Source organism: Microbispora sp. H10885 (genome assembly GCF_014161415.1).
Classification (GTDB): Bacteria; Actinomycetota; Actinomycetes; order Streptosporangiales; family Streptosporangiaceae; genus Microbispora; species Microbispora triticiradicis.
Genome location: NZ_JABBWY010000002.1, coordinates 219,455 through 240,534 on the forward strand (window position 1 = coordinate 219,455; position 21,080 = coordinate 240,534).

Below are 21,080 nucleotides of genomic sequence, written 5' to 3' on the forward strand. Positions count from 1 at the left end.
CGACACCCGAGGGTCATCCGGACTCACGGCGTGAGCAGGGCGAACGTCGCTGATTTGGGGAGTCGCCGGAGATTGGATAAAGTGCTTCGCGTGAGTCCGGCCGAGAGCCGGGACGCGGAAGTGGCTCAGTGGTAGAGCATCACCTTGCCAAGGTGAGGGTCGCGGGTTCGAATCCCGTCTTCCGCTCGGAGATCAACCCGGTGGAGTGGCCGAGAGGCGAGGCAGCGGCCTGCAAAGCCGCGTACACGGGTTCAAATCCCGTCTCCACCTCTTGGTTCACCAAGGGCGATTAGCTCAGCGGGAGAGCGCTTCCCTGACACGGAAGAGGTCACTGGTTCAATCCCAGTATCGCCCACCACCGCCGATGGCCTCCTCGATCGAGGAGGCCATCGGCGTATCCGGGCCGCACACCGGACGATCCCGCCGCCCGGTGGGGCGGTCGGAGCGGCTTGGGGCGGCGGGTCAGGTCTGGTCGTAGACGAGGAGACCGTCGTCGCGGAGGCGGGCGCCGGAGGTCGGCACGTGTTCGGCGAGCCGTCCGTCATGCGACAGGTGCAGCACCCGGGCTCCCCGCGCGAGGATCACGAAATCGGCGATGATCCGCCGATGGCAGCGCCACCACAGGCTCTCCGCGCACATGACGGCCGTCCGGGCCGTGCGCGCCCCCGCCAGCAGATCGGCGACGGCGGCCAGGAATTCCGGCTGCCGGGTGTGTCCGGCGTATCCCCGGAACGAGGCGTTCTCCCAGAAGACGTCGGGCGAGTCCGGAGCGGCCCTGCGGAACCCGCCCAGCCGGCTCTCCCAGCGGTAGCCGATCCCCGCGTCCGGCAGCCAGCCCGCCAGCGCCGCCCGGGCGGCGTCGGGGTTGCGCCTGCTGCCCGGGGCGGTCCTGACGTCCACCACCTGCCGCACACCCGCGCCGCGCAGCAGCGGGATCAGCTCCGCACGCGGCGCGATGCCGTGCCCGAAGGTCAGCAGCGTCACGGGGGCAGGGGCCGGCTCGCCCTCGGCGGCGCTCCCCGGCGCCGGCCGGCTCCTGACGATCTGGTCTCGCACGCACGGCCTCCGTCAGCCGGAGGGCGGCCATGGGCACGGCGACGGGACGACCGGCCGGGCCCCCGGACGGTCGGTCTCCCAAGGCCCGCGAGTCAGTCGGCCCGGGCGAAGAGCTCGTCGAAGAGCTCCAGCGCGGCCCGCCGTACGTCGTCGGGAGCGAGGCCGTTCAACGTGTCGCGCGCCTGGGCGGCGTCACGGGTCGTGGCGAAGGTGATCGCGACCGATTTGGCGGCCGCGTGACGCAGCGATCCGGTGGGCGCGCTGTCGGCCAGTGCCTCCGCGCTCGCGGCCAGGTCGAGGTTGTCTTTGCCGGTCTGGGTGGTCAAAGCGTTCTCCTGGTGTGATGGCGGCTTGGCCCATTATCCGTGATGAGCCCGCGACGCGGGGCGGCACCCCACATTGTTCGCGTGTCCCGTCCCGTTTCGGCGGCCTTTCTCCGGCTTTTCCGGCCTTTCCTGGGCCCTTCTCACCGCCCGGCGAGGCGGGTCCGTACGACGAGATCGTGCAGGGCGTCGTGGGCCGAAGGGGCGTCCGGCAGCGCGGAGGAGGCGCCGGCGTCCTCCAGGGCCGCGGTGAGGGCGTCGAGGTCGGCCGCGAGACGTTCCCGGCCGGGCGCGTCGTCCGGGGGCGCGCCGTGCTCCACCGCGCGCTTGGCCGCGATCAGGCCGGCCAGGTAGGACGGCGCGCCGTCGAGGAGCAGGGTCAGGTCGGCGACGAGCTCGCCGGTGCGCATCAGGCGGATGCCCGTCAGCAGCACCCGGAACGCGTACAGCAGCGGCTTCAGCTCCCCCGTACGGTCGAACAGCCGCCGCTGGGTGCGGGCGAAGCCCAGGTAGTGATGCGCGTGGTGCCGGGTGAGGCAGCCGGCCGCGAGGGAGCGCATCTCCTCGTGCAGCGGGGACGTCCGCACGACCAGGGGCGACAGGAGCTGTTCCAGCACGTACCCGTTGCGGCCGAGCAGCAGGCGGCAGAACTTGGCCAGGTCGTGGGTCACGAGGTCGACCTCCACGCCCTCGCGCACCCACGTCCTGATCACGGTCTCCTCGCCCGTGCGCAGGCCGACGACCTCCTCGGCGGGCAGCACGTGCACGCCCCGCAGGTCGACGTCGGAGTCCACCGAGGGGAATCCGTAGAGGTGCGCGCCGCTCACGGTGGCGAAGGCGAGCGGATGCCGCTCGCCCGCGGCCACCTCGGGCAGCCAGGACGGCAGGACGGCGGTCACGGCGCCTCCCCTCCCGTCACGCCCACCTCTCGCCACGGTCCCTTCTCGTCACGCTCCCCTCTTGTCACGCTCGCCTTGGGGACGCTCGCCTTCGGGACGCTCGCCTTCGGGACGATCACAGAGCCGACCTCCGCACCTCGATCAGGAACTCCTCGGCGGCCGCCCGGTCCGGCCGGTCCGGCAGCGCGCTCCCGGACCGGTCGTCCAGCCGAGCCAGCTCCGCCAGCAGGCGCCCGCGCCACTCCAGCACCTCGGGCCAGGGCGTCTCCCCACGGCGTACGGCCAGCAGCCGGTCGCGGTGGGCGCCCACGCGGACCAGCGGCTCCCCGTGCCGGGCCAGAGACGAGGCGCCGAGCAGCAGCCGGATCATGTGCATGGCCATCTTCCACCGCCTCGCGTCGCCGCCGGGCCGCGGCGGGTCGTCCGGGCGGAGGCGGCGGAACTGCCGGTCCGCGGAGCCGGCGAAGGCCCGCTCCGCCCGGCGCGACAGGAACGCCCGGCGGATCGCCAGCAGCCGCTCCCCCGGCGGGGTGACCAGTTCGACGAGCGGCGACCACAGGCACTCCAGCGCGGCCGGGTTGCCCTCCAGCGCGAGCACGCAGAACCGCTCGACCTCCCAGGAGAACTGCTCGGGCAGCGGCCCCTCCACGTGGTCGGGCGGCTTGTCGAGCCGCCAGAACCTCGCCGTGGGCGTCACGAACACGCCGCGCCGGTCGACGTCCGACTCCCCCGTCTCCAGCCCGTACGCGCGTGAGCCGGCGACGACGGACAGGATGCTGCCCGCGGGGGCCGCCGGGGTCATGTCGCCGGATCTTCTCACAAAGGTAGGCTCCCGGGTCGGGACGCGGAAAGGTAGCGAATTAATGGCCGATTTTGGGCATGACCTGTGGTTCGGGGCCTTCCTCAGGCCGGACGCGGCGGGACACCACCGGATCGTGCGGCAGGCCGTGCTGGCCGACGAGCTGGGCCTCGACGTCATCGGCGTCCAGGACCACCCGTACCAGCCGTCGTTCCTGGACACCTGGACGCTGCTGTCGGTGCTCGCGGCGCGCACGGAGCGGGTGCGGCTGTTCCCCGACGTGGTGAACCTCCCGCTGCGGCCACCAGCGGTGCTGGCCAGGGCCGCCGCGTCGCTCGACATCCTCAGCGGCGGCCGGGTGGAGCTGGGGCTCGGGGCCGGGGCGTTCTGGGACGGTGTCGCGGCCATGGGCGGTCCGCGCCGCGACCCCGGCGACGCGGTCGAGGCGCTGGAGGAGGCCGTCGCGGTCCTGCGCGCGCTGTGGACGCCCGGCGAGGGCGTACGGCTCGACGGCCGGCACTACCGGCTGGAGGGCGCGCGGCCGGGGCCGTTCCCCCCGCATCCGATCGGGCTGTGGATCGGCGCGTACAAGCGGCGCATGCTGGAGCTGACCGGCCGGCTCGGCGACGGCTGGGTGCCCTCGTCGGGGTACGCCGCGCCGGACGACCTGGGCGCGATGACGGCGATCCTGGACGCCGCCGCCGAACGGGCCGGGCGCGATCCCGCCGGGATCCGCCGCGTCTACAACATCGAGGGACGGTTCTCCGGCGCCGCCGGGGAGGGGTTCCTGGACGGGCCGCCCGCCGTGTGGGCCGAGCGGCTCGCCGGTCTCGTGCGGGACCACGGCATGAGCGTCTTCGTGCTCGCGGTGGACGACGACAGGGACCTCAAGGTCTTCGCCGAGGAGGTCGCCCCCGCCGTACGCGAGGCGGTGGCACGGGAGCGCGGACGGGCCGGACGGGCGGACGAGGACGCGGTGGCCCCCGCCGACCGGCGGGCCGCGGCCTCGGCGCCGGCCGCCCTGGACGAGGCCACCCGGCCGCGGCTGCCCAAGCGGGATCCCGCCGCGCTGACGCCGCAGCAGCGGGCGGCCGGGCAGCGGCTCGTGCTCATCCACGATCACCTGCGCCGCGAGCTGACCCAGATCAGGGACGCGCTGGAGCAGGTCGCCGCGGGCCGCTCCGACGCCGCGGCGCTCCGCTCGATGATCAACGAGCTCACCATGCGGCAGAACTACTGGACGCTGGGCACCTTCTGCGCGTCGTACTGCCGGCTGCTGACCACCCACCACACGATCGAGGACGAGCACATGTTCCCGATGCTGGCGGCGGCGCAGGGGTCGCTGGCGCCGGTGGTCGAGCGGCTGGAGCAGGAGCACGAGGTGATCGCCGAGGTGCTGACCGGCCTGGACGCCGCGCTCGTGGCGATGATCGAGGACCCGGACCGGCTCGACGGCGTCCGCGCGCAGGTGGACCTGCTGTCGGACGTGCTGCTGTCGCACCTGCGGTACGAGGAGGAGGAGCTCGTCGAGCCCATCTCCCGCCTCGGCCTCGACATCTGAGGACCGGCGCCTGAGCACCGGCACCCGGGCACCCGCACCTGAGCGCCGGCACCCGGGCATCGGCACCCGGGCATCGGTATCCGGGCGCCGGTATCCGGGCGCCGGTATCCGGGCGCGGGCAGCCGGGCGCGGCCGGAAACCGGGGTGCGGCGGCGGGGCCCGCGCGCCTACGCTGCCGCCGTGCGCGATCTCGCCCTGCTGCCCAAGGCCCACCTGCACGTCCACCTGGAGAGCACGGTCCGGCCGGACACGCTGGCCGAGATCGCGGCGGCCAACGGCCTGCCCGTGCCCGCCCGCCCCGCCGGGCCCTTCGCCGGCTTCCGCGAGTTCGCCGACCATGGTTCGCTCGTACGGGAGTGCCTGGTCCGGCCGGAGGACTTCCATCGGATCGCCGTGGAGTTCTGCGCGGACGAGGCGGCGCAGGGCACCCGGTGGGCGGAGGTGACCTTCACCGCGGCCTCGCACGGCGAACGGCTCGGCTCCCCGGAGATGCCGCTGGAGGCCGTGCTCGCCGGCCTCGCCGAGGGGCGCGCGGCGTACGGCGTGGAGTGCGGGGTGCTGCTCGACCACTCGCGGCGGCGGCCGGTCGAGCGGGCCCGGCGCACCGTGGAGCTCGCGGCCCGGTATGCCGGGGACGGCGTGCTCGGCGTCGGAGTGGCCGGTGAGGAGTCCTACCCGCTGGCGCCGTTCGCCGAGGTCTTCGCCGACGCGGCGGACGCGGGCCTGCACGTCGTGCACCACGCGGGCGAGATCGAGGGCCCCGGCAGCGTCCGCGAGGCGATCACGGTCGGGCGGGCCGAGCGCCTGGGCCACGGCGTCCGGGTGCTGGAGGACCCGGATCTGACCGCCGAGGTGCGCGAGCGGGGCATCCCCCTGGAGGTGTGCCCGTCGTCCAACGTCGTGCTCGGCCTGGTGGACGGCCTCGCGGCCCACCCGTTCCCACGGCTGCGCGAGGCGGGGCTCGCCGTCACGCTGAACACCGACATCCCGTCCGTCACCGGGACCACCCTGACGGACGAGTACGCCAGGGTCCGGGAGGTCTTCGGCTACGACGACGCGGCGCTGGCCGGGCTCGCCCGCGCCTCCGTGGACGCGTCCTTCGCGCCGGAGGCGACGAAGCGGGCGCTGCGCCGCGACGTGGACGCCTGGCTCGCCGGCCCCGCCTCCTGAGTGTCCGGTGATGCCGGGCGGACGACGGTGAATGAAAAGGCGTCTCTGTGACCGGACATGAGCCAAGTGGCGCGAGTCAGGCGTGTTTCCCCCCGCGGAGGCCTGCCCTTCTGGGATGATCTCGGGAAAAACCATCGGACATCGAGAGACCGTGACTGATGCCCCCCATTGACCAACTAACCGCCTTCGTGTCGGCCCATCCGGTCGAGACAGTCATCATCAGCGTCATCGCCCTGGTCTTGCTGGTCCTGGCCTTCTTCGCGCTCCGCGCCCTCATCCGCCTGTTCCGCCGCTGGGCGGCCGGCCGTCCCACCGAGGACGTCCTCACCATCGTCGCCGCCAGCATCGCGACCGGCGTGTCCGCGCAGGGCATGTGGCGCTTCTCCGGCGACGTGCTCGGCTTCGACGGGCCGCTGCGGCTCCTGCTGTTCGCCTTCATCGAGGTCGCCGTCATCACCAGCGCCGTACGGGCCCGGCGCAACATGCGGGAGAACTACTCCGCCGGCATCGACGGCGTCGCCGTCTGGGCGCTCACCTGCCTGTCGGCGGTCCTGTCGAGCATGGACGCCCGCAGCGTCGCCGAGGCCGTGTTCCGGCTCGCCGCCCCGCTCGTGGCCGCCTGGCTGTGGGAACGCGGCATGGCGATCGAGCGGGTCCGCATCACCGGCCGCGGCCGCATCAACTGGCGGCTGACCCCCGAGCGGATCCTGGTCCGGGTCGGCCTGGCCGAGGTGAGCGACCGTACGGCGAGCGAGGTGGACGCGCACCGCAGGCTCACCCGGGTGGCGCTGGCCGCCAAGCGGGTCCGGGCGCTGCGCGAGGCCGGGGCGCCGGACCGCAAGATGCGCGCCGCGATGGCGCGGCTCGACAAGGCGATGGACCAGGCCGTCGAGTACACCGGGCTGGCCGTGGACGAGAAGCGGCAGGAGGCGCTGCTGTCGCAGATCGGCGCCCTCTACAACACCTCGGCGCTGATCGACCTCGCCCCGCCGGTGCCGTGGGGGCCGGAGCCCGAGCCGCCCGCCCCGGTGGCGCTGCCCGCCGCGAGGATCGCGGAGCTGATCGACGACGAGGAGGAGGACCTCCCCGCCGAGCCGGCGCCCGTCGTCGACACCGCCCAGCGCGCGACCCAGATGCGCGCCGCGCGGCAGTACTGGGACCAGCAGATCGCGCGCAAGTACGTCCCCCGGGCCGCCGACATCGTCGAGGAGGTCGGCATCCCGCTCCTCGTGGCGAAGGAGTGGCGGGCGCTGTGGAAGCTCGAACCCCAGGCGCACGCGCTGATCGAGGCGGCCTACCGGGAGCACGGGATCGTCGACACCGGCACGTTCCCGGCCATCGAGGTGCCCGAGCGCGAGCGCGTGCTCGTCGTCAACGGCTCCGCCGGAGCGGCGCACGACGCCTCCTGACCTGACCGTACGCGTCGCAGGGCGGCGGGCCGGGGAACCGGTCCCGCCGCCCTGTCTTTTCGGAACCGAGCTTCCGGAGCCGGCAAGCTTTCGGAGCCCGTGCGGTCCCGCGACCGGCCGCTTCGCCGGGCGGCGTCTTTCCGGGTCGCTTTCCCGGATGCTTACCACCCCCCGATACCGGACACTTTCCGGCGACTCGGGGCAAGGACACTCCTACTTTCCCGTGACATCGCGGGCGCCCGCGCGGACGTCAACTCTGCGGCGACTGACTCGGCTCCCACGCTGAAGGAGTGCTATGGAGATCTCGGGGGACGGCGAGGGAAACCGCGTGGCGCGGCTCGCGGGCGGACGGGACCAGGTGGGGCGGGCGCGCAGGCTCGTGTCGGCCGCCCTGGGGCGCGGCCACCCCCGGCACGACGACTGCGTCCTGCTCACGAGCGAGATCGCGACCAACGCCGTCGTCCACTCCCGCTCGGGGAACGGCGGCACGTTCACCCTCACGGTGTCGTGCCTGCCCGACCGGGTGCGCATCGGCGTGCAGGACGACGGCTCCGCCGGGCCGCCCTGCGCCGGTCACCCGCTGCCGAACGCGTCGAGCCAGGGCGGGCGCGGCATGCCGCTGCTCGACATGCTCTCCGACCGGTGGGGACTGGTCCGGGAGGGCGGACGCAACGAGGTGTGGTTCGAGATCTGGTTCGACGGCGGGCGGCGCCCGGCCGCCCTGCGGCGCGGGTGGCCGGCGACCCGCATCCGGCTCGTCGCCGGCTAAGCGGGTACACCCATTTGTGGTGATTTCACGTTGGGAAGGGGCAAAAACCAACTAATCTAATCGGGAAAGTAGGAGGACTTTTCCATGGCTCTGCCCGACTTCCTGGTCATCGGTGTGCCGAAAGCCGGCACCACCGCCCTGCACGCGGCGCTCGCCCGCCACCCGGGGCTCTTCATGTCACCCGTCAAGGAACCGAAGTTCTTCCTCACCGACGGCCCGCCGCCGGCCAAGGGCGGGCCGGGCGACGCGGAGACCTACCGCGAGCACGTGTGGCGGCGCGCCGACTACGAGGCGCTCTTCGCGGACGCGCCGCCCGGGACGCTCGCCGGCGAGTCCACCCCCTTCTACCTGTACGACCTGGACGCCCAGCGGCGAATCAGGGAGACCGTCCCCGACGCGAAGCTGATCGTCTCGCTGCGCGACCCGGTGGAACGGGCGCACTCCAACTGGACGCACCTGTGGTCGGCCGGCCTGGAGCCGATCGGCGACGTCATCGAGGCGTGCGCCGCCGAGAAGCGGCGCGTCGCGGACGGCTGGTCTCCGTTCTGGCACTATGTGGGCCTCGGCCGGTACGGCGAGCAGCTCGCGCACCTGTTCACGCTGTTCCCCCGCGAGCAGGTGCTGGTCTTCCGCTACCGCGACCTGGTCGACCGGCCCGCCGACACGCTGGACCGCATCTGCGCCTTCCTGGGGGTGGAGCAGGGGCTCGTCGGCGAGGTGCCCAGGGAGAACGTCACCGCCCATCCGCGGCAGAGCCGCAGGCACCGGGTCCTCGCCCGGATCGCCCGGCTCGGGGACCCCTTCCTGGGCCAGCGGCTGACCAGTCCGCTGGAGCGGATGCTGCAGCGCGACGCGCAGCCCCGGCGGCCGCTCACCTGGGAGCAGCGCCAGGAGCTGCTGGCCTACTTCGCCGCCGACATCGCGCTGCTGCGCGACCTGCTGGAGGAGGACTTCGGCGACTGGCTGCGTCCCCGGGAACGGTCGGGCGGCCTGGTGGGCGCCCGGCCGGACGGCCAGCGGCAGGCCCGCAACGGCCGCGTCAGAGGCGTGGACGGCCCGCCGGCCGGGCGGTGACACCCGGCCGGAGCGCGAGCCCCGCTCGTGCTCCGGCCGCCGTCGCTCCCACATCCGGCTCCCGCGGCCCCGGCCTCACCGGCCGTCCGCCGACGCCCCCGGACCCGCCCGGCGGTGGTCGGCGGAGATGGTCGGCGGCGGTGGGCAGCCGTCAGTGGTCAGCGCAGCTCGGTGCGCAGCTCGTGGCCCCCGTCGGCGCGGGTCAGCTCGTAGTACAGCCGGTGGCCGCCGGGCACGGGCACGACCGACAGGTAACGCAGCCCGCCCGCCCCGTGCTCCGACTGGGCGACGGGCGCGGTCCCGGTCGCGGTGAGGGTGGACGGGTCGGGGCCGATCGCCACGCCCGTGCGCTCCTCGTAGTTCTCCGCCGCCGACGCGCGGCCGTCGTAGTAGGCGATGACGGTCTCCCCGCTGAAGGTGACCGCGCTCACCCGTACGCCGCGGGAGTCCCACTGGCCGGGCCGCCGGTCGAGCGCGGTCCCCTGCCAGGTCCAGGCGATCCCGTCCGCGCTGGTGGCGTAGTCGGTGACCATCTGGTCGGCCTCGTCGGGATCCTCCAGCGGGTGGCACGACGCCCACAGGTGCCACACGCCGCCGTGGTGCAGGATGACCGGGTCCTTGACGCCGGTCTTGAGGTCGCCGGGGAGCACGACCCGCGCGTCGGCGGGGTCGAACTCCGCCGGGTCGGCGGCCTCGATCATCTCGACCCGCCAGTGCTTGGTGCCGTACGTGGCGCAGCTGAGGTAGAGGCGCCACGACCCGTCGGGCGTCGCCACGAGCGTGGGCCGCTCCAGCGACTCGGTCTTCATCTCGTCCTTGGTGATCGTGAGGATCCGCTCGAACCGCTCGCCGTCGGCCGACCGGGCGATCTCCACGGCGTACCCCCGGCCGGAGCCGATCGGGCGGCGCAGCCGGTAGGCCAGATAGATCCACCCGTCCCGGCTCACGGCGCTGGGCGCGCCCGCCCAGTAGCCGGGCCCGTCTCCGGGTGGCGGGATCGCGACGACTGACCGTTCCGGCTTCGGTGCGAACACGTCTCTTCTCCGTGGGTGCGCGACGACGGTGGGCGGCTGGACGCCGTCCCTTCCTGGCTGTCCTCAATTACCAGCGGCCCGACGAGGAGGCCAAGCGTCCTCGCCATCGGACGGCCATCTCTATACAAAACCCGCTTAGTTTGCGGGTTTTGTCAGGATAGGCCAGAAACCCCGATGCGCGCGCCCCCACCTGCGACGGAAAAGGGACTGAACCCGGAGCGGCAGGGGGGCGTATCTCCGGGCGTAAGGGCATGCCGACACCGTTCCGACCCCCTCGCAGTCCGACCCCTCGCAGGTCTGACCCACTTTCAGGAGGCCCCATGCGGGCACGTATCGTCACGCTCTGCGCCGCGCCGCTCACGCTGGCGCTCGCCGGCGCGGCCCCGGCCCATCCCGCCTCGGCCGCCGGCGCCTCGCGCCACGCGGAGAGCCGTCCCGGCCACCAGGCCCACCCACTCGCCCGTCCCCTTGCCCGCCCGCCCGCTCAGACGGCGCGCACGTCCACCCGGTTCGCCGAGGTCCCCCTGGTCTCCGACGTGGCGGGCAAGGCCGCCGTCACGGACCCGAAGCTGGTCAACCCCTGGGGCCTCGCCATGGGCGCGACCCTGTGGGTGTCCAACGCGGGCACCGGCACCGCCACCGTCTACACCGGCGACACCGGCGGCGCGGGCGGCGTGGGCGGGGTCAGGAAGGCCCCCACCACGGTCGCGATCCCCGGCGGGACCCCCACCGGGCAGGTGGCGTACGCCGGGAACGCCTTCACGATCAAGGGAAAGGCGGGGACCGCGCCCGCCTCGTTCATCTTCTCCAGCCCGAGCGGTGCCATCACCGCCTGGAGCGCCAAGGCCGACCCCGGCAACGCGGTCATCGCCGCGTTCACCCGCGGCGCCGACTACAAGGGCCTGGCGCTGATGAACACCAACCGCGGCACGTTCCTGCTCGCGCCGTCGTTCTCCCACCGCCGCGTCCACGTCTTCGACGAGGACTTCCGGCGGGTGCGGCTGTCGAACCGCCAGTTCCGCGACCCGTCGCTGCCCGCCCGCTACTCCCCCTTCAACGTGGAGATCGTCGGCGACTCCGTCATGGTCGCGTACGCGCGGCGCGATCCCGGCACCGGCAAGCCGGTCGCGGGGCGGGGCAACGGGTTCGTCAGCGTGTTCACCGCCGACGGGCGTTTCGTACGGCGCCTCGCCTCCCGCGGCCCGCTCAACGCGCCCTGGGCGATGACCCTCGCCCCCCAGGGGTTCGGCGCGTACGCCGGGGCGCTGCTCGTGGGCAACTTCGGCGACGGGTGGATCAACGCGTACAACCCCCGGACCGGCCGCTACCTCGGCCCGCTGCGCCGCGCGGACGGCGGGGCGATCGCCCTGGAGGGCCTGTGGGACCTCGAACCGGGCACGGCCGGAAACGGCGGCACCGACGCGGTGTGGTTCTCCGCCGGGATCTCCAGGGCGCGGCACGGGTTGCTCGGCCTGATCCGCCCCGCCACCGCCGGCGGCGCCGCCTCCCCCTCGGCGGCGCCCTCCCCCTCACCCTCGCCTTCGGCCGCGCACCGCCACGGAAGCGGCGCCGGAAGCGGCGCCGGAAGCGGCTACGGCTACTGAGGATCGGGACGAAAGCCCAGCTCACGACGCTTGGTCGCGGACACGCCACCCCGCGGCCGAGCGCCCCCACCCGGGAGCGGTATGACTTTAGCCATGAACAAGGCAGACATCGGAGTGACGGGCCTCGCGGTCATGGGCCGCAACCTCGCCCGCAACTTCGCGCACCACGGTCATGTCGTCGCGGTCCACAACCGCACAGAGAGCCGCACCACCCGCTTCATGGAGGAGCACAAGGACGAGGGCGCGTTCGTGCCGGCGGGCACGATCGAGGAGTTCGTCGCCGCGCTCGAACGGCCCCGCAAGGCGATCATCATGGTCAAGGCCGGCGCCCCCACGGACGCGGTGATCGAGGAGCTCGCCGCCGTCATGGAGCCGGGCGACATGATCATCGATGGTGGCAACGCCCACTACCTGGACACCCGCCGCCGGGAGGCCGCGCTGCGCGAGCGGGGCATCCACTTCGTCGGCACCGGCATCTCCGGTGGCGAGGAGGGGGCCCTGAACGGCCCCAGCATCATGCCCGGCGGCGACCCCGAGGCGTACGCGACGCTCGGCCCGCTGCTGGAGGACATCGCGGCCAAGGTGGACGGCGTGTCGTGCTGCGTGCACATCGGCCCCGACGGCGCCGGACACTTCGTGAAGATGGTGCACAACGGCATCGAGTACGCCGACATGCAGCTCATCGCGGAGTCGTACGACCTGCTGCGGCAGGCCCTCGGGCTGAACCCCAAGGAGCTCTCCGACGTCTTCCGCGAGTGGAACCGGGGCGACCTCGAGTCGTACCTCATCGAGATCACCGCCGAGGTGCTCGGCCACGTCGACGCCGCGACCGGGAAGCCGTTCGTGGACGTGGTGGTCGACCAGGCCGAGCAGAAGGGCACCGGCCGCTGGACCGTGCAGAGCGCCCTCGACCTCGGCGTCCCGGTGACGGGCATCGCCGAGGCGGTCTTCGCCCGGGCGCTGTCGGGCCACCCGGAGCAGCGGGCCGCGGCCCGCTCGCTCACCGGCCCGTCCGGCACCGCCGGCGACTCCGGCCTCGTCGAGGACGTGCGGCGGGCCCTGTACGCCTCCAAGGTGGTCGCGTACGCCCAGGGGTTCGACCAGATGGCCGCGGCGAGCGCGGAGTACGGCTGGAACCTGCGGCTCGGTGACATGGCCACCATCTGGCGGGGCGGCTGCATCATCCGGGCGCGCTTCCTCGACCGGATCAGGGCCGCCTACGACGCGGACCCGAACCTGCCGACGCTGCTGGTCGACCCCACGTTCGCGCAGGCCCTGGACGAGGCCCAGGAGTCGTGGCGGCGGGTCGTGGCCACGGCGGCGACGATCGGGGTGCCCACCCCGGGCTTCTCCTCGGCGCTCGCCTACTACGACGGGCTGCGCCGCGACCGGCTGCCGGCCGCGCTGCTGCAGGGGCTGCGCGACTTCTTCGGCGCGCACACCTACCGCCGCACCGACCGGGAGGGCGTCTTCCACACCGACTGGTCGGCGGACCGCGCCGAGCACTCCGCCTGACCGGTCTGCCCGACCGGTCCGCCCGACCGGTCCGCTTGACCGGCCCCGGAACCTGGTACGGCCCCCGCCCGCGCGGGGGCGAGGGCCGTACCGGCCGGATCTCAGCTCGGACTCAAGCTCGGCTCAAGCTCCCAGCTGTCGGCCGGCTCACTCGAAGGCGGCGGTCAGCGGCTCCGCCTTCTCGCCGCCGGGGGCGGCGGCGCTCGGAGCGCCGGTACGCAGCGGGACGTGCTTGACGAACGCGGCGAGCACCGGGACGAGCACGGCGACCACGGCCGCCCAGAGGAAGACCGACCCGATGGCCGTGGCGAGGGCGTCCAGGAAGAAGCCCTTGACCTGCGGGGGAAGCTGCTCGAGGGCCTTGGGGGTGATGCCCGCGCCGCCGCTGCCGACCTGCTTGGCCGCCGCCGGGCCGAGCTTGTCGCTCAGGGTGTCGGTGAGCCGGTTGTTGAAGATCGCGCCGAACATCGCGACGCCGAACGAACCGCCGATGGACCGGAAGAACGTGGAGGCGCTGCTGGCCACGCCGAGGTCCTTCTGCTCGACGCTGTTCTGCGCGATGAGCATCGTCGTCTGCATCAGGAAGCCCATGCCGAGGCCGAAGACGGCGATGAACGCGCCGGTCTGCCAGGACGGCGTGTTGACGTCCTGCAGCGACAGCAGCCACATGCCGACCGCCATGATCGCCCCGCCGATGACCGGATAGATCCGGTACTGCCCGGTCTGGGTGATCGCCTTGCCGACGAACAGCGACACGATCATCGACGTGATCATCATCGGCAGCAGGAGCAGGCCGGAGTTGGTCGCCGTGGAGCCCTGCACGATCTGCTGGAACAGCGGGATGAAGCTGATCGCGCCGAACATCGCGAAGCCCAGCAGGAAGCCGAGCGCCGAGATGAGCGAGAAGTTCCGGTTGGCGAACACGTGCAGCGGCATGATCGGCTCGGCCGCGCGCCGCTCGATCGGGATGAACAGCGCGAGCGAGACCACCGCGAGCCCGGCCAGCGACAGGATCTGCCAGGAGCCCCACGGGTAGCCGTGCGCCTGCCCGCCCCACGAGGTGATCAGCACGATCGCGGTGATGCCGATGGTGAGGACGGTCGCGCCGAGCCAGTCGATGCGGTGCTCGGTGCGGTGCCTGGGCAGGTGCAGCCGGAAGAACAGCCAGACCAGCGCGATACCGCCGAGGGGCAGGTTCACGTAGAACGCCCAGCGCCAGTCGAGGTGGTCGGTGATGAAGCCGCCGACGAGCGGCCCGGCGATCATCGCGAGCGACATGATCGCGGCCATGATGCCCTGGTACTGGCCGCGCTCGCGGGGCGGCACGAGGTCACCGATGATCGCCATGACGTTGACCATGAGGCCCCCGGCCCCGAGGCCCTGCAGCGCGCGGAACGCGATGAGTTCGGCCATGCCGTGCTCGGTGCCCCCGAACAGCGACGAGCCCGCCATGCCGCACAGCGCGGAGCCGACCAGGAACAGCACGATGGACCCGAGGAAGATGTTCTTGCGGCCGTAGAGGTCGCCGAGCTTGCCCCAGATCGGCGTGGACACCGTGGTGCCCAGGACGTACGACGTGGTGACCCAGGTGAAGTACTCCAGGCCGTTCAGTTCGCCGACGATCCTCGGCATCGCGGTGCCGACGATCATGTTGTCGAGCATCGCCAGCATGATCGCCAGCATCAGGCCGGGAAGTACGGCCATCACTTCTTTGGACCGCCCCGGCGCGGGCGGAGCCTCGGTCATCGTGGTGCCCCCATGAGTAAAGGTTCTGGATAGCTACTTACTTGCCGACAGGCTAGTGCGGATTTAAGGTATTGTCCTTACTTGCCGGCCGTCAAGTTAATTAGGGGTCAGCAGGACATGGGCACTCAGACCGACACACGCAGCCGCATCCAGGAGGTCGCGATCGGGCTCTTCACCGAGCAGGGGTACGAGGCGACGTCGCTCCGGGAGATAGCCGAGGCCCTCGGCGTGACCAAGGCGGCACTGTACTACCACTTCCGGACAAAAGAGGACATCGTCGCCAGCTTGGTCGAGGACCGCATCGCCGCGCTGGACGAGCTGATCGCGTGGGCGGCCGGGCGTCCCCCCACGGCGGAGACCCGCCGGGAGCTGATCCTGCGCTACTCCGCGCAGATGACCCGAGGGCGCCACCACGAGGTCATGCAGTTCATGGACCGTAACAAGACGGCGCTGCAGGGGCACGTCAAGGTCGACCTGATGCGCGACCGCATGGGCGCGCTGATGCAGTCCCTGTACGAGCCGGGGGATCCGCTGCCGGTGCGGCTCAAGCGCTCCATGGCGCTGTTCGCGATACACGCCGCGTGGTTCTTCATCCGCGAGGAGACGACGACCGACGAGCAGCGGACCGGGGCCGGCCTGGAGGTCGCCCTGGAACTGGCGGACGCCTCCGGCGGTTGACCCCGGCCCTGTGGGAAGGTGACCCCATGCTCTTCGGACAGGAACACGTCAGGCGTTACGTCGAGACCGCGGGTGAGGAGGGCCACGACTGGGAGGGCACCACCACGGCCATCCTCACCACCAGGGGCCGGAAGTCCGGGCAGCCCCGGAGCACCCCCCTGATCTACCAGCCGTACGGCGACGCCTATCTCGTCGTCGCCTCCAAGGGCGGGGCCGACGAGCACCCGCTGTGGTACCTCAACCTCCAGGCCGATCCCGAGGTCGAGTTCCAGATCAAGGGGGACAGGTTCAGGGCCCGGGCCCGTACGGCGACCGCGGCGGAACGGCCGGACATGTGGCGGACCATGGCCGCCGCCTGGCCGGCGTACGACGAGTACGCCACCAGGACCAGCCGGGAGATCCCGGTCGTCGTCATCGAACGCGCCTGACCCTTTCCGGCGGGGCCGCGTCACGACGCGGCCCCCGCACCCGGTGACTCGCGCGGCAGTCGGCGGTATGTTTCCCATGATCCCCAGTACCGTGGTGGTCCCCAGTAGCGTGATCCCCAGCACAGGGAGGGTTCCGTGAGCGACGGCCGCACCGCGGAGATCATGGTCGCCGAGGCCCGTAAGGCGTTCTGGGTCATGGTCGGCTTCCTGGCCGTGATCTGGGCCGTGCAGGTGGCCAACTGGGCCTCCGGCTACTCGCTGAGCTACAGCTTCGGCATCCGGCCGTGGGACGTCGAACGGCTGCCCGGCATCGTCTCCGCGCCGCTCCTGCACTGGAGCTGGGCGCACATCGAGGGCAACTCCGGGCCGCTGTTCATCTTCGGGTTCCTCGCGGCCTACCGGGGCGTGCGGCGCTTCCTCGGCGTCACCGGGCTGATCGCCGTCGCCAGCGGGCTCGGCTCCTGGTTCACCGCCGACGCCGCCACCGTCGGTGCGGGCGCGAGCGGCCTGGTCTTCGGCTACTTCGGGTACGTGCTCGTCCGCGGCGCCTTCGACCGGCACCTGATCGACATCGTCATCGGCCTGGTGATGGGCCTGTGCTTCGCCTACCAGTTCACCGGTCTGCTGCCGGCCGAGGGCATCGGCTGGCAGGCACACGTCTTCGGGTTCGTGGGCGGCATCCTCGGCGGCTACCTGTTCCGCGACCGCGGAGCACGGAGCGTGGAGAAGGAGCCCGGCGGCACCCCTCCCGGCGGCTCCCGGCCGGCCCTGCTGAAGGAGATCGAGGACCTGGGCCTCTAGCGCCCCCGAACACCGCGCCGGCCCAGTAGGTGGGCCCGGTGTGCCGGTTCAGTTCGCCGGGCGCTCCGGCGAGCGGTAGGGGATGCTGGCGTTGAGGGCGAATCCGCCTTCGGCGGTGGGCCCGTACGTGAGCCGCCCGCCCTGCTGGGCCACCCGCTCGCTCAGGCCGGTCAGCCCGTAGCCCGACCCCTCGTGGGCGGGCACCCGGGCCGGCGCCGCCCGGTTCCCGCCGCCGGCGGCGACGGCCCCTCCGCTGTTGACCACCGACACGTTGAGCCTGTCGCCGCGCGCCTCGCAGACCACCTGCACGTCGGTCCCGGGGGCGTGCTTGCGCACGTTGTTCAGCCCTTCCTGGACCACCCGGTAGCAGGTGTGCCCGGCCTGCCGGGACAACGCCTCCTCCGGGACCTCGTAGTGCAGCGCGACGCGCAGACCGGTGACCCGGCCCTCCTCGACCAGGCGCGGGATCCCCTCCACGCTCTCCGCCGAGGGCGGCAGGTCGCTGCTGCGCAGCGCCGTGAGCAGCTCGCGCAGCTCGGTCAGCGCCCGCACACCCTTGTCCTCGATGCTCCCGGCCAGCTTGCGGATCTCCCCGGGGTCGTCGGCGTCCTGGATGAGGCCCGCGTTGAGCACCATCACGGTGACGGCGTGCGTGACCGTGTCGTGCAGCTCCCACGCGATGCGGCGGCGCTCCAGCGCCGCCGCCTGCTCCTCGCCCGCCCGCGCGCTCTCCCGCAGCTCCCGGATCATCGCGCGGTAGCGCGACACCCAGTGGCCCGCCAGCGCGGGCAGGCAGACCAGCGCCACCGCCCAGACGACCGCCAGGAGAGGCGCGTGATCGCGGTAGGGGTTGACGCGGTCGACCACGACGTACACCCCGGCCAGCGCGGCGACCGCCCCGAGCCGGTGGCGTCCCCGGCGCTCGGCCGTCAGCGCGTACGCGGCGAGCGTCAGCGGCACGAGCTGGCCCGCGAACAGCGCGCACGCGGACGTGCCCGTGACCAGGGGCCACGGCGTGCGGCGCCGCGTCAGCACGGCCGCCGCCGCGGCCGACGTCACGGCCAGCCGTACGGCCTCCGGCACCGGCATCAGGGAGAAGGAACGGCCGGTGAGGATCGCGGGAACGGCGAAGGCGAGCACGGCGAGCGCGAGCAGCACGTCGCCGAGCGCGTCCCGGCGCCGCGCGACGAGCCCGGCCAAATTCTCCCCCACGCGGCCAGTTTGTGGGGTTGACCTGCGGATTCTGGCTGCGCCACGCCCCTTTGACGTAGTTGTGCCGCAGCTTGCCGTACCACGTGCCGGTCGAAACAGTCACGCGGCTTGGGCAGGATAAGAAGCGTGACCGAAAGCATGAGCCTCCTCCGCCGCCTGCCCTCCGGCTCCGACCCCGACGCGTTGTTCGACGCGTTCGCGTCGTGGAACGCGGAGCGGGGGCTCACGCTGTACCCCGCTCAGGAGGAGGCCCTCATCGAGGTCGTCTCCGGCAACAACGTGATCGTCTCGACCCCGACCGGCTCGGGCAAGAGCCTGATCGCCGCCGGAGCGCACTTCGCGGCGCTCGCCCGGGACGAGATCAGCTTCTACACCGCGCCGATCAAGGCGCTGGTGTCGGAGAAGTTCTTCGACCTGTGCGCGTTGTTCGGCACCGAGAACGTCGGGATGATGACCGGCGACGCCACGGTGAACGCCGACGCGCCGGTCATCTGCTGCACCGCCGAGATCCTCGCCCAGATCGCGCTGCGCGACGGCGCGGACGCCGACGTCGGTACGGTGATCATGGACGAGTTCCACTTCTACGCGGAGCCCGACCGCGGCTGGGCGTGGCAGGTGCCGCTGCTGGAGCTGCCGCAGGCGCAGTTCGTGCTGATGTCGGCCACCCTGGGCGACGTCGAGCGCTTCAAGACCGACCTCACGCGCCGCACCGGGCGCGACACCGCCGTCGTGAAGCACGCCGAGCGGCCGGTGCCGCTCATCTACTCCTACCGGGTCACCCCGCTGCACGAGACGCTGGAGGAGCTGCTGTCCACCCAGCAGGCCCCCGTGTACGTCGTCCACTTCACCCAGGCGGCGGCGATGGAGCGCGCTCAGGCGCTCATGAGCATCAACATGTGCAGCAAGGCGGAGAAGGAACAGATCGCCGCCCTGATCGGGAACTTCCGGTTCACCACCCGGTTCGGCCGGGCCCTGTCCCGGCTCGTACGGCACGGCATCGGCGTGCACCACGCCGGGATGCTGCCGAAGTACCGCCGCCTGGTGGAGCGCCTCGCGCAGGCGGGGCTGCTGAAGGTCATCTGCGGCACCGACACCCTCGGCGTGGGGGTGAACGTCCCGATCCGGACCGTGCTGTTCACCGCGCTGTCGAAGTTCGACGGCACGAAGGTGCGGCGGCTGCGAGCGCGGGAGTTCCACCAGATCGCCGGGCGGGCCGGGCGGGCGGGCTTCGACACGGTCGGCTACGTCGTCTGCCAGGCCCCCGACTACGTGATCGAGAACGAGCGGGCGCTGGCGAAGATCGGCGACGATCCCAAGCGGCGCCGCGGCTACGCCCGCAAGAAGCCGCCGGAGGGGTTCGTCGGCTGGAGCGAGGACACGTTCGAGAAACTCCAGACGGCCGAGCCCGAACCGCTGACCTCCCGCTTCAAGGTCAGCAACGCCATGCTGCTGTCGATCATCAACCGTCCCGGCGACTGCTTCCAGGCGATGAAGCGGCTGCTGACCGACAACCACGAGGACCGCAAGGCCCAGCGCCGCCACATCAGCCACGCCATCGCGATCTACCGGTCGCTGCTGGCCGGCGGCATCGTCGAGAAGCTCGCCGAGCCCGACGAGCACGGCCGCATGGCCCGGCTCACCGTGGACCTGCAGGAGGACTTCGCGCTCAACCAGGCGCTGGCCACGTTCGCGCTGGCGAGCTTCGAACTGCTCGACCGCGCCTCCCCCACGTACGCGCTGGACCTGGTCTCCATCGTCGAGTCGACGCTGGACGACCCCCGGCAGATCCTGCACGCCCAGCTCAACAAGGCCAGGGCCGAGGCGGTCGCGCAGATGAAGGCCGACGGCATCGAGTACGAGGAGCGGATGGAGCGCCTCGCGGAGATCACCCACCCGATGCCGCTGGCCGACCTGCTCTTCGGCGCGTACGAGACCTACCGGCGCGGGCACCCCTGGGTCGGCGACCACGTCGTGAGCCCCAAGACGATCGTGCGCGACATGTACGAAAGGGCGATGACCTTCACCGATTACATCCAGTTCTACGAGCTGGCCCGCTCGGAGGGCACGGTGCTGCGCTACCTGGCCGACGCGTACCGCACGCTGTCGAAGACCGTGCCCGAGCACCTGAAGACCGACGACCTCGTGGACCTCATCGAATGGCTGGGCGAACTGGTGCGCCAGGTCGACTCCAGCCTCATCGACGAGTGGGAGAAGCTGGCCAACCCGGCCGAGGCCCTGGCCGCCGGGCAGGAGCAGCTGGAGACCAGGACCCGCCCGGTCACCGCCAACCCGCGCGCCTTCCGGGTGCTGGTGCGCAACGCGATGTTCCGCCTGGTGGAGCTGGCCGCGCTCGACCGCGAGGAGGAGCTGACCGAGCTCTATCCGGACGTCGACTGGGGCGCGGCCCTCGACGCCTACTACGAGGAGCACGACGAGGTCCTCACCGGCCCGGACGCCCGCGGCCCGGCCCTCCTGCTCATCGAGGAGGAGAAGGAGCTGTGGCGGGTGCGCCAGATCGTCGACGACCCGGCCGGCAACCACGACTGGGGCATCGCCGCGGAGGTCGACCTCGCCGCCTCCGACGAGGAGGGCCACGCCGTCCTCCACGTCACCGGCCTCACCCGCCTCTGACCCCCGCCCGCCTCCGACCCTCGCCACGCCCATCACTCAGGAAGACTTGCCTGCTCACACTCAGCGAGGCATACTTTTCATTGCCGCGCCCCCGGTGGGCGTCGGAAGTGAGGCCGGGCCTCCCGATGGAATCGGGCGTCCGGCCTTCGCGCTTTCCACCCTCAGTCGAGGTCGATGACGCTGACCTCTCGTGCAGAAGATCGAGGCCTGCCGCGTGCCCGTCCAGCCACCATGTCGTGGCACCGACGACCGCATCGGCCGCCCAGAGGAGCGGTTCCTGGTACGAGGACCGCCACCCGATCATGATGTTCTTCGACAGCACACCGGACCTGCGGATGGCCATGACAAGCAGAAGATCGAAGTGGTCCGCG

Annotated in this window: 18 protein-coding genes and 3 tRNA genes; 14 read left to right on the forward strand and 7 right to left on the reverse strand. The window is 72.3% G+C overall.

Features of this window, described 5'->3' with window-relative positions; translation table 11 throughout:
• The first annotated feature begins 114 nt into the window (after positions 1 to 114).
• The 3 genes from HHX37_RS06015 (at position 115) to HHX37_RS06025 (ending at position 358) form a co-directional block, all read left to right on the forward strand.
• Positions 115 to 186, forward strand: a tRNA-Gly gene (locus tag HHX37_RS06015).
• A gap of 13 nt (positions 187 to 199) precedes the next feature.
• Positions 200 to 270, forward strand: a tRNA-Cys gene (locus tag HHX37_RS06020).
• A 13-nt stretch (positions 271 to 283) separates the two neighbouring features.
• A tRNA-Val gene (locus tag HHX37_RS06025) sits at positions 284 to 358 on the forward strand.
• 104 nt (positions 359 to 462) lie between these two features.
• Here the strand turns inward: HHX37_RS06025 and HHX37_RS06030 are convergent.
• From HHX37_RS06030 to HHX37_RS06045, 4 genes are all read right to left on the reverse strand, one after another.
• Positions 463 to 1,056: a DUF488 family protein gene (locus HHX37_RS06030; RefSeq protein ID WP_220502630.1), complete on the reverse strand. Its 594-nt coding sequence runs from the start codon at positions 1,054 to 1,056 to the stop codon at positions 463 to 465.
• Positions 1,057 to 1,148: 92 nt separating this feature from the next.
• Positions 1,149 to 1,382 carry a hypothetical protein gene (locus HHX37_RS06035; RefSeq protein WP_138460151.1) on the reverse strand — a complete coding sequence of 78 codons (234 nt, stop codon included), beginning with the start codon at positions 1,380 to 1,382 and terminating at the stop codon, positions 1,149 to 1,151.
• A gap of 140 nt (positions 1,383 to 1,522) precedes the next feature.
• Positions 1,523 to 2,278, reverse strand: coding sequence for a DNA polymerase beta superfamily protein (locus HHX37_RS06040; RefSeq protein WP_182884780.1), 756 nt, complete (start codon positions 2,276 to 2,278; stop codon positions 1,523 to 1,525).
• A 115-nt stretch (positions 2,279 to 2,393) separates the two neighbouring features.
• Entirely contained in the window at positions 2,394 to 3,098 is a 705-nt protein-coding gene (locus HHX37_RS06045) for a DNA polymerase beta superfamily protein (protein ID WP_310740278.1), read from the reverse strand.
• Between the two features lie 43 nt (positions 3,099 to 3,141).
• On the opposite strand from HHX37_RS06045, the gene HHX37_RS06050 reads away from it, so the two are divergent.
• The 5 genes from HHX37_RS06050 (at position 3,142) to HHX37_RS06070 (ending at position 9,060) form a co-directional block, all read left to right on the forward strand.
• The gene (locus HHX37_RS06050) at positions 3,142 to 4,638 is read left to right on the forward strand and encodes an LLM class flavin-dependent oxidoreductase (RefSeq protein WP_182884781.1); all 1,497 of its coding nucleotides are present in this window, start codon (positions 3,142 to 3,144) and stop codon (positions 4,636 to 4,638) included.
• A 180-nt stretch (positions 4,639 to 4,818) separates the two neighbouring features.
• Positions 4,819 to 5,808, forward strand: a complete 990-nt coding sequence (add, locus tag HHX37_RS06055) for an adenosine deaminase (RefSeq protein WP_182884782.1) — start codon at positions 4,819 to 4,821, stop codon at positions 5,806 to 5,808.
• A gap of 158 nt (positions 5,809 to 5,966) precedes the next feature.
• Entirely contained in the window at positions 5,967 to 7,217 is a 1,251-nt protein-coding gene (locus tag HHX37_RS06060) for a hypothetical protein (RefSeq protein ID WP_182884783.1), read from the forward strand.
• Between the two features lie 295 nt (positions 7,218 to 7,512).
• A complete protein-coding gene (locus HHX37_RS06065; RefSeq protein WP_111700240.1) occupies positions 7,513 to 7,986 on the forward strand; it encodes an ATP-binding protein in 474 nt (157 codons plus the stop codon).
• Positions 7,987 to 8,070: 84 nt separating this feature from the next.
• Positions 8,071 to 9,060 (forward strand): sulfotransferase family protein, encoded by a 990-nt coding sequence (locus HHX37_RS06070; protein ID WP_182880231.1) that lies wholly within the window; start codon positions 8,071 to 8,073, stop codon positions 9,058 to 9,060.
• Positions 9,061 to 9,218: 158 nt separating this feature from the next.
• Here HHX37_RS06070 and HHX37_RS06075 read toward each other — a convergent pair whose 3' ends face one another.
• Positions 9,219 to 10,094, reverse strand: a complete 876-nt coding sequence (locus tag HHX37_RS06075) for a hypothetical protein (protein ID WP_111700242.1) — start codon at positions 10,092 to 10,094, stop codon at positions 9,219 to 9,221.
• Between the two features lie 320 nt (positions 10,095 to 10,414).
• Here HHX37_RS06075 and HHX37_RS06080 point away from each other — a divergent pair, with 320 nt between their 5' ends.
• Together HHX37_RS06080 and gndA are read left to right on the forward strand one after the other, a co-directional pair.
• On the forward strand, positions 10,415 to 11,698 hold the full coding sequence (locus HHX37_RS06080; protein ID WP_182884784.1) for a TIGR03118 family protein: 1,284 nt from the start codon (positions 10,415 to 10,417) through the stop codon (positions 11,696 to 11,698).
• A gap of 93 nt (positions 11,699 to 11,791) precedes the next feature.
• A complete protein-coding gene (gene gndA, locus HHX37_RS06085) occupies positions 11,792 to 13,213 on the forward strand; it encodes an NADP-dependent phosphogluconate dehydrogenase (RefSeq protein ID WP_111700244.1) in 1,422 nt (473 codons plus the stop codon).
• A 147-nt stretch (positions 13,214 to 13,360) separates the two neighbouring features.
• Here the strand turns inward: gndA and HHX37_RS06090 are convergent, their stop codons facing one another.
• Positions 13,361 to 14,959 (reverse strand): MDR family MFS transporter, encoded by a 1,599-nt coding sequence (locus HHX37_RS06090; protein ID WP_182876292.1) that lies wholly within the window; start codon positions 14,957 to 14,959, stop codon positions 13,361 to 13,363.
• A gap of 117 nt (positions 14,960 to 15,076) precedes the next feature.
• On the opposite strand from HHX37_RS06090, the gene HHX37_RS06095 reads away from it, so the two are divergent.
• The 3 genes from HHX37_RS06095 (at position 15,077) to HHX37_RS06105 (ending at position 16,866) form a co-directional block, all read left to right on the forward strand.
• A complete protein-coding gene (locus HHX37_RS06095; protein ID WP_182876291.1) occupies positions 15,077 to 15,637 on the forward strand; it encodes a TetR/AcrR family transcriptional regulator in 561 nt (186 codons plus the stop codon).
• A gap of 26 nt (positions 15,638 to 15,663) precedes the next feature.
• Positions 15,664 to 16,065 carry a nitroreductase family deazaflavin-dependent oxidoreductase gene (locus HHX37_RS06100; protein WP_111700247.1) on the forward strand — a complete coding sequence of 134 codons (402 nt, stop codon included), beginning with the start codon at positions 15,664 to 15,666 and terminating at the stop codon, positions 16,063 to 16,065.
• Between the two features lie 135 nt (positions 16,066 to 16,200).
• Positions 16,201 to 16,866 carry a rhomboid family intramembrane serine protease gene (locus HHX37_RS06105; protein WP_208758867.1) on the forward strand — a complete coding sequence of 222 codons (666 nt, stop codon included), beginning with the start codon at positions 16,201 to 16,203 and terminating at the stop codon, positions 16,864 to 16,866.
• Between the two features lie 48 nt (positions 16,867 to 16,914).
• On the opposite strand, the gene HHX37_RS37595 is transcribed toward HHX37_RS06105, so the two are convergent.
• Entirely contained in the window at positions 16,915 to 18,078 is a 1,164-nt protein-coding gene (locus tag HHX37_RS37595; protein ID WP_182884785.1) for a sensor histidine kinase, read from the reverse strand.
• Between the two features lie 138 nt (positions 18,079 to 18,216).
• Between HHX37_RS37595 and HHX37_RS06115 the strand changes: the two genes are divergently transcribed.
• Positions 18,217 to 20,709, forward strand: coding sequence for a DEAD/DEAH box helicase (locus tag HHX37_RS06115; protein ID WP_182885045.1), 2,493 nt, complete (start codon positions 18,217 to 18,219; stop codon positions 20,707 to 20,709).
• Positions 20,710 to 21,080 lie beyond the last annotated feature (371 nt).